This window comes from Embleya sp. NPDC056575 (assembly GCF_042793325.1).
Lineage (GTDB): Bacteria > Actinomycetota > Actinomycetes > Streptomycetales > Streptomycetaceae > Embleya.
This window is the reverse complement of the sequence record NZ_JBHTVA010000098.1, coordinates 17,560-35,631: the sequence shown is the minus strand read 5'-3', so window position 1 is coordinate 35,631 and position 18,072 is coordinate 17,560. Positions and strand designations below refer to the sequence as shown.

Genomic DNA, 18,072 nt, shown 5'->3' with positions numbered 1-18,072 from the left:
CGCCGGAACCCCCCGGCGACCGGCGTCGGCCGTCGCGCACACTCCCCGGACGGGTGCCTCAGGCCGCCACCGGCGCCGCCACCCCCGCCAGCCGCCCGGTCAGATGAGCGATACGCGCCGACGCGAGCCCGTCCCCGTACGGACTGGCCGTCGCGGCCAACCGAGCCAGCCGCTCCCCGGAGTCGGCCAGCCACGACCGCGCCGTGTCGCCCAACTCCGGACCCGGCCGGACCAGCACGGCGAAGCCCGCGTCGATCGCCTCCGGACGCTCGGTGGAGCGACGCACCACCAGCAGCGGCCGGCCGAGGACCGTGCACTCCTCCTGGATGCCGCCCGAGTCGGAGACCAGCAGCGCGGCATGCCGGGCCAGGGCCAGGAACTCGCCGTAGCCCACCGGCTCGACGGCGGTGATCCGCCCGAGCAGCGCGGCCGGGCCGAACCGGTCGACGGCGGCGCGGGTACGCGGATGCATCGGGAACAGCACCGGCGTGCCGGCCCGGGCGATGGCGTCCAGTTCGGTCAGCACGGCCCGCAGCGCCTCGGCGGTGTCGGTGTTCTCGGGGCGGTGCACGGTGGCCAGGACGTAGCCGTCGGGCCGCAGGCCGTACCCGGCGAGCAGCGCGGCCCGCGCGGCCCGGTCGGGGAGTCGGCGCCGGACCACCTCGACCACGGTGTTGCCGGTGACCTCGATGCGGCTCTCGTCGACCGACTCGGCGCGCAGGTTGGCCGCGTTGGTGGCGGTGGCGGCGCACAGGACGTCGGCGACGTGGTCGACCATGACCCGGTTGTGCTCCTCGGGCATCGCCCGGTCGAAGCTGCGCAGCCCGGCCTCGACGTGGACGAGCGGGATGTCCCGGGCGTTGGCCGCCAGCGCGCCGGCGAGGGTGGCGTTGGTGTCGCCCTGGACGATCACCGCGACCGGCCGCCGCTCGGCGAAGGCGTCGTCGAGCTGGTCCAGCGAGTGGGCGATCTGCCCGGCGCGCGGACGCCCGCCGACACCGGTCAGCAGTTCGGGGCGGGGCAGGTCCAAGTCGCGCAGGAAACGCCCGGACATCGCCTCGTCCCAGTGCTGGCCGGTGTGCACCAGCCGGGCGGCGGGGCCGAGTTCGTGGATCAGCGGGGCGAGCTTGACCAGTTCGGGACGGGTGCCGAGGACGACGGCGACACTGGCGGCGGGCAGGTGGGGCACGTTCACGTACGGATCTCCGAGCCGGGGGCGGGCGGTGGCAAAGAATCGGGGTCAGGCTTCGAGCGCGGTGGGTACGCCCGCGAGCTCGACCTCGGCGTTGCGCCGGGTCTTCGCCCACCCGTTGCGGCCGCGCGCGAGCCGGACGGCGGCCCGGGCGGCGACCACGAACAGGTGGTAGGTGTACAGCCACATCAGGACGCCCCACCCCAGTCCGGTGAGCCATCCGCGGTCGGCGTACACCTGTTTGCGATAGGCCAGGCCCCACGCCACCATCGGCACCGCGGCGAGTACGAACGCGGCGGCCATCACCGGCCCGAACCGCAACTGGAAGTCGGCCGTCTCGTCGGGGAACACGATCAGCCCGACCCCGGTGATCGCCAGGGACAGTGGCGTGAGCAGCACCAGCAGGACGCACACCAGCGGCTGGAGGAAGGTGTAGAGCACCTCGGCCTTGCCCGACGGGCGGTAGTGCGGGGACGCCAGCACCCGCCGCGTGTAGCGCAGGCACTGGAGGTTGCCCTGGGCCCAGCGGGTGCGTTGGGCCAGGAAGCGGCGGGAGGAGGGCAGGCCCTCCTGGGAGACCCGCGCCTCGGCGACGTGGGTGAGCCGCCAGCCCGCCAGGCGCAGTTCGAGGCCGGATTCGTAGTCCTCCAGCAACGCACGCTCGGGCCATGGCCGACCGTCCTCGCCCGCGAGCGAGTCGAGGGCGGCGAGCCGGACGAACTGACCGTTGCCGCCCAGTCCGACACTGCCGGTACGCCGGCGCAGCAGCTGCATGCCGGTGTTGTTGGCGCGGAACTCGATGTCCTGCATGCGGACCAGGAGCCGGGCCCGGGCGTTGGCGAACCGGCCGCGCTCGGGCAGCGGGCGCGGGTCGTCGACGTTGCGCATGCGTACGCCGATCTGTACTGCGCCGGTGTCGGGACGGCCCATCGCCTTGTCGGTGCAGACCATCGCGAGGGCGCCGGGGTCGAGCAGGCCGTCGGCGTCGATCACGCCGACGATCATCCGCGCGGGGTCGGCGTCGGCGGGGAGCCGAGCGCGGATCTCGCGGTAGGCGGCGTTGAGCGCGGCGCCCTTGCCCACGCGCGCGTCCGGGCGCCGGCGGCTGACCAGGTGCACCCGCTCGTCGTGCTCGGCGGCGGCCAGGACCAGTTCCGCGGTGCGGTCGTCGCTGTGGTCGTCGACGATCCACAGGTGCGCGTGCGGGGCGGAACGACGCAGGCCCGCGAGGGTCTGCGCGACCACGGCCTCCTCGTCGCGGCAGGGGACGACCAGGTGCCATTCGAAGGCGGTCGGGTCGCCGGGATCGGCCGGCCGGTTGTGTCGGAAGGCGTGCCGGGTGCCGGCCCAATAGAGCAGGAAGCGGCCGAACACCAACAGCATGTAGACGAGCAGGCCGAGCGACAGCGCGGTGGCCGCCCAGAGAATGCCGGTCTGGTGGGCAAGGACATACTCACGCACAGCGCCGGGGATGAAACTACCTCCAGTTCGAATCCAAGGCACATGTGCTCACATGGTTGTTGTTTGGGTGCACAAAACGCCTCATGCACCATCGAATCTAAGGCAAATTCGGACAATTTCCAACCCGAAAGCCACGTGGCGCGCCTCACCCGGACCGACACGCGGGCGCCGATACCCGCGCCGGCGCCCACCCGACGGGTTAGTTTCGTCCCATGAGACGACCCGTCGGGTCCGGTTCACATCTCATGGCTCGGCGAGACGCTTCGGCGCCCCCGCGCCTCGGACCGGCCGCGGTATGGGCACAGTGGGGACGGCTCGGGGAGCGACGGCGGATCGTCGGATGGACCCTCGCCTGCGCGTGCTCGATCGCCGTATATCTGTATGTGCGCCACCTCAGCCACCCGTCCATGGTCGACCTCGTCGTCTACCGCGCCGAGGGGCTGGCGGTGCGCGAGGGGATCGACCTGTACGGCCCGCTGAACACGCCGCACGGCCTGCGCGCCACCTACCCGCCGTTCGCCGCCCTGTTGTTCGTGCCGTTCACCTACCTGCCGCCGCGCGTGCTGCTCGGGGTCGGCGTCGCGGTGAACCTGCTGCTCGTCGCGGTCGTGGTGCGCCTGTCGACGCGGTTGGTGGATCCCGAGGGGCGTCGGCTCGGGCCGGCGGTGGTGCCGGCGGCCACGACGTTCGCCATCTGGTTCGAGCCGGTGTTCACGACCATGCGGTACGGGCAGGTCAATCTCGCCGTGGCGGCCATGGTCCTGTGGGACTTCACCCGGCCGCGCGGGGTGGTGCCGCGCGGGGTGGTGCTCGGGATCGCGACCGGGATCAAGGTCACCCCGGCGGTGTTCGTCGTGTACCTCCTCCTCACCGGGCGGCGCCGTGAGGCGGGCACGGCGCTGGCGGCGGCGGCGGCGACCGTGGCGTTCTCCGCGATGGTGCTGCCGGAGGTCACCCGACGCTTCTGGACCGACCTGGTCTTCGATCCGGAGCGGGTCGGGCGGCTGGAGAACGCCGCGAACCAGTCGATCCGCGGCCTGCTCACCCGGCTCGCCGGCAGTCGCGACCTCGGCCTCGGCTGGAGCGCGGTGATCGTCGTGCTGAGCCTGCTCGGCTTGTGCTGCACGCTGATCGCGTACCGGCGGTGCGGGGACGCGTGGGGCCTGCCCGCGTGCGCGGTGACCGGATTGCTGGCGAGTCCGATCTCGTGGAGCCACCACTGGGTGTGGTGCGTACCCATCGCCCTGCTGCTGTGGACCACGCTGCACGGCCCGCACACCCGGGCGCACACCGCGCTGTTCGCCGGTCTCCTGGTTTTTCCGAGCTTCCTGGTCTGGTCGGTGCCACACCTGCCCGATCAGGAGTGGCACATGACGGATTTCGAACTGTTCCGCTCGTCCTGCTACGTGGCCTACGGCCTGGCCTTCCTTCTGGTGGCCGCCCAACCGGGCCGGGTACGCCCGACGCGTGTGCCGCGCTCTCCGGTCGAGTTCACTGCCGGAATCCGGCAATGACCCGCGCGCGGGCGGACCCTAGGCTCGGCGGATGATCGTCGGGCCGGTTCCCGGGGGGAATCGGTCGAGGTACGGAGGACGCATGGGCAGGATCCGCATACGCTCGGCGGCCGTCGCCGCGGTGGCGCTCGGGGTGGCCGCGGTCGGGTGTTCCACGTCGGAGGACGAATCCGGCGGCACCCCCACCCGGGTGAACACGGCGATGGGCACGACCACGTTCCACGCCAAGGGATCGACCACGGCGGTGGCCGGCGGCACCCAGGAGATCTGGTCCGACCCCCAGCAGGGCATGCACATCGTGATCACGATCGGCGGGACCGAACGCGCCGGCGAGATGTTCTGCCACGGCACGGACCTGTACCTGAGCACCGACCTCGCGGTGGAATCGTTGCGCAAGGCGGGCGGCGCGGCCTACGACGTCCCCGCGGACCTGAAGCAGTCCTTCGTGCGGGGACCCGCCAGGGACGGGTGCGGCATGTTCTACGAGGTCGCCTCTTCGGCCAAGGAGGACAGGAAGCTCGCCACCACCATCGCCGGCGTGCCGGCCACCGCGATGGTCGCCCGCCAGGCCACCACCACCGACACCTACTTCATCGCCAAGGACAAGCCCTACGTACTGCGGCTGGACTCCAACCGCGCCGGCCACGTCTCCACCACGACCTACGACTCCTTCGGCGCCCCGGTGAGCATTCGACTGCCGACCGAGGACCGGATCGTCTCCATGGACGACTTCCGAACCAGGGCCACCCTCCCCCGCTGACCCCGCGCCCACCCCGCCTCACCCGAACCCTTCGGCGGCCGGGAACGCCGTTAGGGTGGCGGCATGGTGAAGCGTGGCCCGTACGGGAAGGGTGAGGCGAAGCGGCGGGAGATTCTTCGGGTCGCGCTGGAGGTTTTCGCCGAGGAGGGATACCGGGGGACGTCGCTGCGCAAGGTGGCGGCGCGGTGTGATCTGAGCCTGCCGGGGTTGATGCACTACTTCGCGTCCAAGGAAGACCTGTTGACGCAGGTGCTTCGGGCTCGGGACGAGGAGAACGGGCGGCTCTGGAACGAGTACGAGGGGCCCGATCCGCATCTGGAGATCGTGCGCGCGGGGGCGCGGGCGGCCGGGTTGATCGAGCTGTTCGTGTCGATGGCGGCGGCCGGCAGCGATCCGGGGCATCCGGCGCACGCGTTCTTCGCCGAGCGGTATCCGCGGGTGCGCGGCCAGATCCGGGAGCTGTTGGCCCGGCAGGCGCGCAACGGCGTGATCGAGAGCACGATTCCGCCGGAGCGACTGGCGGCGCTGGTGCTGGCGGTGGCCGACGGTATCCAGTTGCAGTGGCTCAACGATCGTTCGGTGGACATGGAGCAGGCACTCGAAGACCTGTTGGAACTGATCGCGCGGCCGCGCCCCGAATAGCGCCCGCGCCCCGGGCAGGGGTGGGCGGGGAACCCACGGGGAAGGGGCCCCCGCCCACCCGACTCGCCGCGCTCAGCCGACGGGGGCGGCCACGCGGGCGGCGAGTTCCGCGAGTTGGTCGTGGGGGATGATGCCGCCGGCGAAGTCGGCGATCACCTCCAGCGGGACGCCCTGCGCGGCGCGCAGCAACATCGGGTTGTCCGCCAGGCGCGAGGCGATCGTGTGCTCGGTCGCGGCCAGGCACTCCAGGAGCAGCGGGCCGCCGACGGGATGGGCCAGCCATTCGCCGAGCGTGCTGCGCAGGTCCAGGCCGGTGCGCGAGGAGTCCTCGACGTCGACCTCGACGGTCAGGCGCACGTCCCGCGAGGACGCCGCCGCCTCGATCCGGTAGGTGCCGCCCTCCACCCGCCAACCGTCCTCGCGCACGCTGTAGTAGGCGAGGTCGGTCCGGGCGAAGGACACCACCACCTCGCGGCTCTCGCCCGCCTCCAGCCGCACCGAGGCGAAGCCGCGCAACTCACGGACCGGACGCTCCACGCGGGACCCCGCCGGCGCGGCCGAGTAGATCTGTACGACCTCGCGCCCGGCCCGGTCGCCGATGTTGGTCACGGTGACCCGGACCGTGAACCCGGCACCCTCGTCGGTGCTCTCCACGCGCAGGTCGCCGTAGTCGAACGTGGTGTAGGACAGGCCGTGCCCGAACGGGAAGGCGACCTCGCGGCGGGCGGCGTCGTAGCCCCGGTAGCCGACGAAGACGCCCTCGGCGTAGCGCACATGGCCCTCGGAGCCGGGGAAGGACAGGAAGCTCGGCGCGTCCTCCAGGCGCAGCGGCACGGTCTCGGCGAGCTTGCCGGAGGGGTTGACCGCGCCGAACAGCACCCGGGCCAGGGCGCCGCCGCCGGCCTGTCCGAGCAGGAACCCTTCGACCAGCGCGGGCACCCGGTCGTGCCAGGGGGCGGTGCGCACCACGCCGCCGTTGGACAGCACCACCACCACCTGCGGATTGACCGTCAAAATCCGTTCCAGCAGCGCGAGTTGGTCCGCGGGCAGGTCGATGTGTTCGCGGTCGAACCCCTCCGACTCGTCCTGGCGGGCCAGGCCGAGGAACAGGACGACGGTGTCGCTCGCGGCGGCCACGCGCACCGCCTCTTCGGCCAACACGGCCGGATCGGCGTCGGGTTCGGGGCCGTCCGGCAGCGGGTATCCGGCCGCGAACTCGACCCGGGCGCCGTCGGCCAGCGCGCGCAGCCGGTCCAGCGGCACGTCCACCCGGGTCGGCGTCACCTGGGAGCTGCCGCCGCCCTGGAAGCGCGGGGTGCGGGCCAGTTCGCCGAGCACCGCGACGCGCCCGGCGGTCGGGTCCAGGGGCAACAGGCCGCCGTCGTTGCGCAGCAACACCACGCAGTTGTCGGCGGCTTCGCCGGCGAGGCGGTGGTGGTCGTCGTAGGGCGCGGTCGAGCCGTCGCCGGCCGGTCGGGCGCCCCGGTGGGCGAAGCGGATCAGCCGGGCGACCGAGCGGTCCAGTACGGCCTCGTCCAACTCGCCGGAGTCGACGGCGGCGACCACCTCGCGGTCGGTACGGCCGCCGGTCGGGGGCATCTCCAGGTCGAGGCCGGCGCGCAGCGCGGCGACCCGGTCGCGGACCGCTCCCCAGTCGGACATCACCAGGCCCTCGTAGCCCCATTCGGCGCGCAGGATGTCGGTGAGCAGCCGGGTGTTCTCGGACAGGGTCACGCCGTTGACGCCGTTGTACGCGCACATCACCGCCCACGGATCGTCGTCGCGGACGATGCGTTCGAAGGCGCGCAGGTAGATCTCGCGCAGCGGGCGCTCGTCGATGTCCGCGCTGACCCGCATACGTTCGGTTTCCTGGTTGTTGGCCGCGTAGTGCTTCAGGGTGGCCCCGATGCCGGCGTCCTGGAGGCCGCGCACCATCGCGCCGCCGAGCGCGGCGGAGTGCACGGGATCCTCGGAGAAGTACTCGAAGTTGCGTCCGCACAGCGGCGATCGTTTGATGTTGACGCCGGGTCCCAGGAGTACACCGATGCCGTGCGCGGCGGCCTCGACGGCGATCGCGCCGGCGACGCGGTGGGCGAGTTCGACGTCCCAGCTGCTGCCCAGGGCGACGGCGGGTGGGTAGCACGTCGCGGGGGCGGCGGGGCGCAGGTCGAGTTGGCCGTTTTGCGGGTCCTCGCTCTGGAGCCGCAGTCCGTGCGGGCCGTCGGACATGGTGACCGCCGGGATGCCGGCCGCGTCGAGCCCCTTGGTGGTCATCTGTCCCGCACCGCTGGTCAGCGCGGCCTTGTCGGCGAGGGTGAGGTCGTGCTCCACCAGGCGACTCCGATCGATGGCTCCGTGGGCGGGCCGGGGAGGGCACCGCCCGGTTCGAAAACCATAAGGTGATCGGTTTTTATGGTCAAGGGTGCCCGAAGGGCGTCAGATCCTGGTGATCTCGGGCTCGGGGTCGTCGACCGTGTACACCAGCACCCACGGCGCCTGCTCGGCCGCCGCGTCCGGGGTGGAGTCGTCCTGCGCCCGCCAGTCGGGCGCCGCCGCGTCGGTGGGCGCCGAACTCACCCGGTAGAACAGTCGGCCGTGCCCCTTCAACGCCGCCCACGCCTCGTCGGGCAGGGGGTGGTCGAAGCTGCCGGAGGCGGCGGTCACGGCGCCGGCGAAGAAGGTGTCCGAGGTCCGCCGCTCGGCCTCCGCGTCGTCGAACAGCGCGGCCTCCGCGGCGAATTCGACGCGGTACGAGCGTGCTCCGGGCGGCAGGTCGATGTGGAAGGTCGGCGCCGGCCCGTTCGCGTCCGCGGTGTCGGGTCCGGTCATCGCCGGGTGCACCACCTCGCGACGCCCGGCGCGCTCGGCCCGCTCGTCCGCGACCTCGCGCACGTCCCGCGTCCCGGGGAGGTCCCGCGTTTCCGGGCCGCCCAGGACGTCGCGCAGCCGTCGGAATCCGCGAACCGTCCGGGTGGCGGTACCGCCGTCGGTGATCGTCACGAACGGCGCCGCGGCGTAGTCCGCGTCCGCGACGGTGACCACCGTGTCCGTCCACGCGCTGTCGGAGGAGGAGAACCAACCCCGGTAGTACAACGCGCCCGCCCGGTTCAGCAGTCGCCACACCCCGTCGGCGAGTTGGAACGGATTCGAGGCCAGGAATCCGGAGTCGTCCCAGGTCGCGTAGTGGTTCTCCGACGTCCACTCGCCCTTGTGGTTCGCCCAGTCGAACAACTCCGGGGACGTGGCCACCTCCATGCCGTAGTACATCGCGGGTCCCGAACCGGGGTTCACGTCGAACGACGGTGCCGGGCCCGCCCGATCGGCCTCGGCGGGCCCGGTCACGCTCGGCGGCGTCGTGGTCGTGGCCGTGCCGTCGGACTCGCCCCCGGATTCACCACCCGACTCGCCGCCGGAGCCGGCCGCCTCGGGGAAGGAGGGATCGAGCACCGTGGCGCAGTCCACGTCGATCCCCTGGAGCTTGCCGGTGGTGCCGTCGTCGTGCGGCACCGGCAGATTGGCGCCCTGGATGTACTGCCACATCGTGGCGAACTCGACGCCGCTGTCCGCGATGTCGGGGGTCTTGACGTTGCCTTCGCCGTCCAGGGGCTGGGACGCCGGGATGACGCCGAGCCGGAACACCCAGTAGTGGATATCCGGATTGTTCGCCCGCAACTGCGCGGCCGTGTGCGAATAGGAGCAGTACACGCCCGGCCGATAGCGGCCGTCGGCCCGCATGTCGTCGATCCAGGTCTGGACGTACGACAACAGGTCCGGCGCGAGGTTGCCGCCGATCTCGATGTCGAGGTAGATCACCGCGTTCGCGCCGATGTCCGCCTGATCGGCCAGCACCACCGCGCGGGCCGCGTCCTTGTGTGCCTGATCGACGGTCAACGTGTGCGAACCCGGCCCGCCGACGGCCTGTTGGCCGACGAAGATCGGTGCCAGCCCCCAGCCGAGACCGCGCAGATAGGCCGCCTTGGTCATCCACCCCGTGTAGCCCTGGGACGGCGCCGGGGCCAGATAGAACCCGGTCCAGGCCAGGTTGGTGTTCGCGTACAGGTCCCGCATCACCTCGTCGCCGGGATAGGTCCGGTTGTCCAGACCCGCGTGCGTGGGCACCCCCGACCGCTCGGCGCGCCGGCGCGGCAGGTGCCGCCGGGTCCGGTCGGTGATCGCCATCGACGGGGCGAGTGCGGCGGAGGCGTCGTCGGTGGTGACCACCACGTCGGTCCACGCCGTGGGCGAGGAGGAGAAGTAGGCCCGGTAGAACAGCGTGTCCGCCGATTCCAGGCGCTGCCACACCGGGTCGGGCAACACGAAGGGATTCACCGACAGCAGGCCCCGGTCCTGCCACGTGGCGTAGAAGGTGGCGTCGGTGCGCTCCGCGCCGTGCGCCGCCGTGTCGAACAGGGCGGCGGCCGTGGCCACCTCCACCGCGTAGTACATGGCCGGACCCGAACCCGGATCCACCGCGAACGACGGCGGGGAGTCGCCGCGATCCGCCTCGGCGGGACCGGTGATCGACGGCGCGGTGGCGCCGGGCGTGGGGCCGGTGCCGCCACCCGAGCCCGCGTCGCGCGCCGCCCGCACCGCCGCGTACGCGTCCACCAGGCCGTACCCGAACATCGGACTGTGGCCGTGCGCGTCGTGGTCGGAGCCGATCGGGTCGGCGGTGTCCTTGAGGATGGTCCGCACCTGGGTCGCGGTCAGCGCGGGATCGGCCGACAACATCAGCGCGATGACCCCGGCGACCAGCGGCGTGGCGGAGGAGGTGCCGCCGAACGAGTCGGTGTAGTCGACGTCCACACTCTCCGCGCCCGCGTTGTAGCCGGCCGCGCCGGTGCGGTCGGTGGTGATGATCGACGCGCTACCGCCGCTGGACGGCGCGCACACCCAGATCGCGTCGCCGTAATCGCTGTACCAGGCACGCTCGTTCGCGTCGGTGACGGCGGCCACCGCGATCACGTCGGGGTTGGCCGCGTAGCCGTCCAGGTCCACCGACTCGTTGCCGTTGCCCGCGGCCCAGCACACCGGGACGCCCCGGCCGCCGCGCCCGTTGGTGACGCAGTACGCGATCGCCGCCTGGGTGCTGCCCGGCAGCGGATCGCGCAGACCGGTGCCGTCGGCCGGCCCCCAACTGCAACTGATCACGTCGGCGCCGTTGTCCGCGGCCCACTGGAACATCGCCGCCTCGTCGGCGTCGCCCAACGCGTCCGGGAACCGCGCCACCATCAGCGAACACCCCGGCGCCACGCCGGAGGCGCGCAGCCCGGCGGCGGCCACCACGCCGCAGCACGAGGTGCCGTGCCGGTCCTCGGGCGACTGGGGGGAGGCGTCCGGCGTGTGGTGGGCGAAGTCGTACTGGGCCCGCAGGTTGCCCGCGAACTCCGGGTGGGCGGTGTCCACCCCGTCGTCCAGGACCGCCGCGTACACCTCCGGGATACCGCGCGTCACGTTCCACGCGTCGGTGACCCGCGCCCGGTTCAGATGCCACTGGCGGCTCAGGTACATCACGTCGCGCTCGTGCGGCGCGGTCGCCGCCGGGTTGCGCGTGAGCAGGGTGGCCCGGCGGTGCTTGGGGGTGATCAGATCCGGGTGGGCGAAGCGGGTCAGGCCGGTGGCCCGGTAGGCGTTCGCCGTCTCCAGCGCGCCCAGCCCGTCCACCCCGGTCGGCGCGGCCAGCACGAACGTGTCGGGCGCGTAACCCGGTTCGGACACCACGGTGACCCCGGACTCGGCGTTGAGCGCGTCGATGCGCTCGCGGCTCACGTCCGGCCAGAACTGGGCCACGAAGCGGCCGGTGAGCAGGATGTCGTCGGTGCCCGTGCGACCGCTGCCGTCGTCCGCGCTCCGGTGCAGCACCGGCGAGGCGACCTCGACCTCGCGCTCGCGGTTGAGCATGTCCACGGCCCGTTCGCCGCCCGTCTCCTCGTCGACGGCGTACACGTTGAGCCGATAGGGCCGGAACTGCCGCACGGGTGCGGAGCGTCGACGCAACAATTCCTGCGCCGGAGAGGACAGCGGCGCCCGACCCGAGAAGCGCACGGCGACCTTGACCGGGTCGCGGACCAGGGTGGCGGAGCCACCGTCCGCGTTGGGGTGGTAGGCGAGCGGACCGTTGGGGGAAATGGGCTGGTTCATCGCCGAACTCCGTCGTCGGGCCGGGGTGGAAAAACACGGAAGGGAGGATCAGACGGGCACCACCGGCAGCAGGTCGGGAGTGAGGCTGACCAGGTTGCCCTTGGCGGCCAGGTCCCAGTCCAGCCACGCGGTGGACACCGGCGCGCCGGCCCCCGAGCGGACCGTGAGGCGGAACTGGAGCACACGTCGGGCCAGATAGGTGGTCAACGGCAACACGAAGAAGGCCGTGCCCAGCGCCGGATGCCCGGTCATCACCACGTCCTGCTCGCCGGCCACGCCGACCAGTCGGGCCCGTACGTCGAGGGCGGTCAGTCCGTGGCTCGCGTGGTCGATCAGGTCGGCGAAGACCACGTTGGTCTTGACGTCCTCCACGAACGCACGGACCTCCTCCAGGCTCGCGGGACCGGCCGGCGGCACCGTGTACACGGGCCACACCGTGCGCGCGGCCAGGCCGCCCGGCAGCGTGACCGTGGTGGACTGCCCGGCGGGCAGCGAGGTCTCCACGGGCACCCGGGTCAACTGCCCGGCGCCGGTGTGCACCAGCAGATCGCCGACCACCACCGGACGCTCGACCCGGTTGGCCAGGATCGCCCGATCGCCGTCGAGCAGGGCCTGCACCGGACCGGTGTCGGGCGGGCCGGTCAGCTCGGACAGGTCGAGCACCAGCGCCGAGGACAGCGACGTACCGTCCGGGAACTCGAATTCCACCGAACCCGAGATCCCGGTGTCGACCAACAGATTGCGCAGCAGCAGCGCCCGCGAGAGGGCGGCACCGAGCGAGGCGCGCACCCCGTCCGGCGCCGGCACCGCGCTCACCCGCACGTCCGCGAGCCCCGTCACCGTCCAGGCGAAGTGTGCGCGCATGTCCACGTCGGTCGGCAACACCAACGTGGGATTCGCCGCATAGGAGGAGGTCAGCACGTCGGTGAGCCGGGCCCACGCGTAGGGCGGGATGTCGGCCTGCAACACCGCCTCGAAGGTGGCCTGGTCGTCGGTGGGACGCGCGATGTCCACCACCGAGTACATCAGGATCCGGGGCCGGTAGGCGTGGTCCGGATCGGACACCGGGAAACGCCCGATCAGGTAGCGCGTCGGCAACACCAGGAACCGCCCCGGCTGCTGCAACGACCGGAACACCCGGTAGGCGGGCACGGCCAGCGCCGCCACCTCCTCGTACTGCCGGTAGGAGGTGTCGCCCAGGGTCAGCGCGTTGCGGCAGCCCACCGGGACGGGACCCTCGGGGCGCTGCTCGACGTAGACCGCACCGAACTGCGCGCACGGCACCGACAGCGGCAACTCCTGGGTACGGAAGAAGTACTCCTGGATCGTCGCCGGCTGCGGCCCGCCGAGCGTGCCCGCGATGTCCGTGACCTTGTCGGTGCCGCCGTTGTACTTGATCGGGCCGTTGCGCAGACCGGGCAGCGCGACGGTCACCTCCTGGCGGTCGGCCGGTGGCGGGGCGGGCCGGCTCTCGTCGACGACCCGCAGCGCGAAGTCGCCGACCGCACTCCGGTAGGTCAGGGACGATGCGTCCAGGAAGCCGCCGCGACCGTCATGGCCGTCCTGCGCGTCGTACAGCACCGGGGTGAACGCCCGCTTGCCGCCGAAGACCGAGACGAGCACGTCCCGTGGGCGTGGCGTGACGCCGACGAACGACCAGGCCACATCCACCATGACGCGGCGGGGTTGGAAGTCCGGTTGGGACAGCGCGCTGTACGCCAGCCGGGCCCAGTCGTCGATCAGGGAGACGGTGGCGACCCAGTCGCCGGCGTCGTAGCCCAACGTGGCCTCGAAACGTTCCGACAACTCGTGTCCCTGGACGTCGCGGAACGGCACGGACAGGCCGACGGAGAAGTTCTCCATCTGCACCGGTCGGCTGTCGGGGTGCGCCTGGGGGGTCAGGCGGAAGGTGATGGTGGCCGTCAGGCCCGGCTGCCCGGAGGGGGTCGGGGTCGCCGTGAACGAGTACCGGAACGGGCTTTCGGCGCCGGTGTCGGTCGCGGCGGGCATGACGAGCCGGTAGATCGGGGCGTGGAACCGGGGTCGTCCCGGGCGCGCGCTGGGCCAGGAGTTCATGGTCGACCCGCCGTCCTCCGGCACACGCGGCAGGTCCGGCACGAAGTCGCGGGTGTCGCCGACCACCACGCTGTCCCGCCAGGACGGCGAGCCGTCGGCGAACGGTTCCACCCCCTGTGCCTCGGCGATGGCCATCAGTCGGTGGGCCTTGGTGGCGGGCCGGGCCGAGGGCGCGTCGAGGAAGGCGCCGACGGTGGTCCAACGGCCGGGGGTCGCGGACTCGGCGAGCCGCAGCGGCCCGCGCGCCCCGGGCCAGCCGTCCGGCTCGGAGCGAATCCGCCGCGGGGTGCGCGCGATCACGCCCGGCCCGGTCGCCGACGTGCCGGGGGCGCGGGTGCGGGTCGCGTCGTCGGAGCCGGCGGCCGGTCCCGAGGGGGCGACGGACACGAGCGTGATCAGCCGATCCCGGTCGAACGAGCGGGCCGGGCCCAGCGACGCGCGGAGCGGGGTGGTGAACTCGAGCGTGCGTTCGGTGTCGAGGGCGGCGGACTTGGTGATGTCGAACTCGAAGAGCGGGGAGGGGTGATTGCCGAGGTGGTGGTGGTCGGGGGCGTTCTCGGTGAACAGGACGGCGCCGGCCAGGGTGGCGAAGGTGTGGAAGAGCAGATCGGCGGTGTCGGCGACGTCGGTTGGGGTGACGGTGACGCCCGGGGACGACCCGGTGCCGCTCGCCACCCCGTCGGGTCCGTGGGCGCCGTGGGCGCCGGTCATCGTGCCGGGTCCGGGCGCGGCCGATGTTCCGTCGGGGGTCTCGCTGCCGAGGACGATCGCCCCGGTGCGGATCAAGTGGCGGTACTCGTCCAGGAGTTGGGCATCGGTCAGGACACCGTCGGGATGGCGCGCGGTCATCGCGTCCCAGACCCGCGCCCAGTTGCCGCGCAACCTGAGCCTGCGTTCGGGCGACACCGCCCGGTAGGTGATGTGCGTGGTCAGCGACAACGCCGCGGTGGGCGGGTCCGGGGCGTCCGCGTCGTCGAGGGCGGCCAGCAACGCCAGGGTCTCGTCCCGATCCAGCGTGGTGGTGAGCGCGACGCGGGCGTTCGGGCCGGTCGTCTCGGCGGCTGTCGCCTCGCGCCACAGGCGGGTGTCCGCCCCGACCACGAGCGCGATCCGGGCCGGCCGGGCGAACAGCGGGATGGGCGCCGGCCCCTCCACCGTGGGCGGATCGGCGGTCAGGGCGAACTCACAGCTGAGCAACCCGCGTTCGATGCGCGGCACGACCGTGCTCTCGTCCGCCGTCGGCAGCCCGTTCAGCATCAGGGTCAGGGCCAGTACGGGGGCGCCGCTCGCGTCGCGGGCCAGGGTCGGCCGCTCGGGGACGTAGTACAGCAGGCGCGGATCGGCGCTGTCGGGCAGCGTCGACACCGCCGGACCCGACACGCCCGGGTCCGGGGGTCGGCGCTGCCACTCGGCGGTGGCCGCCGGTCCGGAGACGGTGGGGGACACCTCGGTCGCCTCCTCGGCGGTTCAGGCGTTGCTCTTGGGCGGAACACTGGTCCAACCGGCGGTCACCGGTGGGGTGTTCGCCTCCTCGGACGCTTCCGCGTACCCGGCGGGCTCGTCGGCGTGGCGGGCCTCGGCGGGCGGCGCGGACGTGCTCCCGCTCGGGGCGGGCGCGGTGCTGCGGGCCTTGGCGGGCATCGGCGGCGTCGACCGGGTGCCGGCCGCCTCCTTCGGCGCGTTCGGGTAGCGGGTGGTGGCACCGCCGCCGGTGCCCGCCGGCGTCGACTCGGTCTTCGGCGTGGGCGACACGGAGAAGCCGCCGACCGTACGCCCGGCCGCGCGTGCGGGCTCCCGGGTCGCCGGCGGCGGTCCGATGGTCGCGGTCGCGGGGGTGGGTGCGGCGGCCGGCCCGCGTGTGACGGGGTGGGCGCCGGCCCCGGGGCCGGCGGCGGCGGGTGCGGCGGAGGCCGCCGGGATCGCCGAGGGCGCCGTGGTGCCGGCCGCCGTACGCGGAACGCCGCGCACCACCACGCCCGCGTCCGTCGACTTGGGAACGTGGATCGTCTTGGCACCGATTCCACTGCTCTCGACCCAGGGGCCGGACCAGGCCTGTCCGTCGGAGAACAGGTCGCCCATCACGACGACGTGCACGCGGTAGCGGTAGTTGGGGACGAAGTCCTTCTGTCCGGTGAAGATGGTCCAGCGCCGGTCGGTGTCCTGGTCGGAGTTCTTGAACCGATAGGTATGGATCGGCCGCTCGGTGCCGTCGACGGTCTTGCCGGCCGCCTGGAACTCCACGTCGACCATCTGGCTGTCGTCCCTGAGTTGGCGATCCAGGTTGATCGGCCCCAGATCGAACTTGCCCGCGTTGTCCGCGCGGACCTCCAGGTTCATGTCCTTGGTGGCGGTGCCGTTGGGCTCCGGATCCAGGTCGACGACCTGCTGTTCGATGAAGCAGTGGTGGAAGGACTGCACCGCCCCGGCCGGGGGCTCCAGGAAGTGCACGGTGCGTTTGACGTAGCTGACGTCCGGTGTCCAGCCGGCGGGGGCGTCCATGACATCCGAGGCGTTCTTCTTGGCGACCGCCGTCTGCCAGGAGGTGGCTTCTCCGGTGTCGGTGCTCTGGAAGACGTGCGCGAGCCACTGGATGTCTCCGCGCGCGCTCGGATAGCCGATCTGCACGCCCATGAACGAGACCGGGTCGCCGACCCAACTACCGTCGGCGGCGGGCCAGTTGGCCACGGGCTTGACGGTGTGGCCGATCTTTCGGTCCCAGTCCTCGAGGTAGAGGGTGGTGAAGTACTTCCGCTCCGCCGCCGGATCGGCCTTGATGGCGTTGTAGAAACCCTCCAGTGTGCTGCTGATCGTCATCGGCAGGTTGAAGCGCTCCTGCCGGGTCTCGTCGTAACCGAGGTCGAGTTTCGTCTCGTCCCGCCGGTACTTCAGCGCGAAGCCGCCGCCGAAGCCGAACAACCCGCCCAGGATGCCGCCGCCGCTCGAACTCGCCTCGGCCGGCTTCACGTCGGGAGGTGCCGGGTCGAAGATGCGGGCCTTGGCCTGTTCGGTGAACTTCGAGACGATCAGGTCGACCCGCTTGTCGACCTCCTCCTTCATCTTGTCCGCACCGGGATTCGTGCCGTCGATCTCGATCTCGACGGTGATGCCGCCGTTGATCCGCAGATTGTTGAACTCGGCCTTGATGTCGGCGTCGAACCACCAGGAGCGGCCCTTGGCCGCGGCCGAGAAGTGCGAGAAGATCCGATCCCAATTGCCGCGGATCTTGATCCTGAGGGTCTCGCTCCACATCTTCAGGTTCAGTGTCTGGCTGACCGACACCGGGCTGTACGCGCCGTGGAAACCCTGCCACAGGATGGCGGTGGGCAGCGCGCCGCACAGCGCCACATAGGCGTGTTCGCCGGCGGGGTTGATCGAGCCCGGACCCTGGCCCTCGATCCGCATGTACCACATGTCGAGATTGGAACCGCCGGTCGCGTCGCGGTCGACGCGCACGGTGCGGGGCTCGCGCATCCGCCTCGGCCGCAGCGCCGCTCCGGGGTCGGCGGTGGTGCGCGTGCCGCCGGCCGGCGCGCCCGCGCCTCCGGGGGGAGCGCCGATCGCGCCGTGGGCGCCGGGCCCGCCGCCGGCCGCGATGGGCGGCGGGGCGGTCGGGGCCTTGCGCGGCGCGGGGGGCGTCTCGACCGGCAGCGAGCCGTCCAGCCTGGGCGAGAGGCTGGACATCTGGGTTCGGCTGTCGCTGACGATGACCGGTTGGAAGTGCGGCGGGACGGGGGTGTGCCACGACCAATAGGCCCGCGAGTCCGCCCGCATGCGGTCGCTCAGTTGCTGGTGCGCCGCCTGCAGGATGTTCAGGGGCGGTGCGCTGGTGACGGTCAGGGACAGGACGCCGCCGGTCACCTCCTGGGTGCCCGCCACGCCGACCGTGCTCTCGGAGGACAGCACGCCGACGAAGTGCAGGAGGTTGAACTTGTAGTCGCCCGCGTCCCCGGCGCGGGCCACCCGGACCGCGTTGGGGAGCCAGTAGTAGACCGGGGCCTTTCCCTCCGCCTGCAATTCGGAGTTGTGCAGGTCGGGGAAGTACAGGATTTCGTAGCGTTCACCGCCGCTGCCCGTCACGATCGTCTCGAACCCACCCGCGTATACGGGTCCCACTGGCTCAACCATGATGGATTCCTAGGCATGATGAAATCCTCGCCGCGACGAGGAAATGTGATGGCCCGGTCGACGGGGACGACACGTCGAGGGGCGTCGTGGCCGTGTGAAGACCTCGGGCGACTCGTGGCTCGAAGGCTCGAAGCCGTTCGTAAAAAGCTTCCCTCCGATGT

General features: G+C 72.1%; 9 protein-coding genes. 3 read left to right on the top strand and 6 right to left on the bottom strand.

What is annotated here, in order from left to right; translation table 11 throughout:
• Positions 1-58 precede the first annotated feature (58 nt).
• Entirely contained in the window at positions 59-1,195 is a 1,137-nt protein-coding gene (gene wecB, locus ACFRCG_RS44055; RefSeq protein ID WP_380042286.1) for a non-hydrolyzing UDP-N-acetylglucosamine 2-epimerase, read from the bottom strand.
• Positions 1,196-1,240: 45 nt separating this feature from the next.
• Positions 1,241-2,653, bottom strand: a complete 1,413-nt coding sequence (locus tag ACFRCG_RS44050) for a glycosyltransferase (RefSeq protein ID WP_380042285.1) — start codon at positions 2,651-2,653, stop codon at positions 1,241-1,243.
• A 407-nt stretch (positions 2,654-3,060) separates the two neighbouring features.
• Here ACFRCG_RS44050 and ACFRCG_RS44045 point away from each other — a divergent pair, with 407 nt between their 5' ends.
• The 3 genes from ACFRCG_RS44045 to ACFRCG_RS44035 all read left to right on the top strand — a co-directional run bounded on the left by ACFRCG_RS44045 (position 3,061) and on the right by ACFRCG_RS44035 (position 5,569).
• The gene (locus ACFRCG_RS44045) at positions 3,061-4,167 is read left to right on the top strand and encodes a glycosyltransferase 87 family protein (protein ID WP_380042284.1); all 1,107 of its coding nucleotides are present in this window, start codon (positions 3,061-3,063) and stop codon (positions 4,165-4,167) included.
• Between the two features lie 82 nt (positions 4,168-4,249).
• A complete protein-coding gene (locus ACFRCG_RS44040) occupies positions 4,250-4,927 on the top strand; it encodes a hypothetical protein (protein WP_380042283.1) in 678 nt (225 codons plus the stop codon).
• Positions 4,928-4,990: 63 nt separating this feature from the next.
• The gene (locus ACFRCG_RS44035; protein ID WP_380042282.1) at positions 4,991-5,569 is read left to right on the top strand and encodes a TetR/AcrR family transcriptional regulator; all 579 of its coding nucleotides are present in this window, start codon (positions 4,991-4,993) and stop codon (positions 5,567-5,569) included.
• A 72-nt stretch (positions 5,570-5,641) separates the two neighbouring features.
• Here ACFRCG_RS44035 and ACFRCG_RS44030 read toward each other — a convergent pair whose 3' ends face one another.
• From ACFRCG_RS44030 to ACFRCG_RS44015, 4 genes are all read right to left on the bottom strand, one after another.
• Entirely contained in the window at positions 5,642-7,843 is a 2,202-nt protein-coding gene (locus ACFRCG_RS44030; protein WP_380042289.1) for a glycoside hydrolase family 3 C-terminal domain-containing protein, read from the bottom strand.
• A gap of 162 nt (positions 7,844-8,005) precedes the next feature.
• Positions 8,006-11,710, bottom strand: a complete 3,705-nt coding sequence (locus ACFRCG_RS44025; RefSeq protein ID WP_380042281.1) for a S8 family serine peptidase — start codon at positions 11,708-11,710, stop codon at positions 8,006-8,008.
• A gap of 48 nt (positions 11,711-11,758) precedes the next feature.
• Positions 11,759-15,232: a hypothetical protein gene (locus tag ACFRCG_RS44020; protein ID WP_380042280.1), complete on the bottom strand. Its 3,474-nt coding sequence runs from the start codon at positions 15,230-15,232 to the stop codon at positions 11,759-11,761.
• A gap of 21 nt (positions 15,233-15,253) precedes the next feature.
• Positions 15,254-17,911: a hypothetical protein gene (locus ACFRCG_RS44015; RefSeq protein ID WP_380042279.1), complete on the bottom strand. Its 2,658-nt coding sequence runs from the start codon at positions 17,909-17,911 to the stop codon at positions 15,254-15,256.
• Positions 17,912-18,072 lie beyond the last annotated feature (161 nt).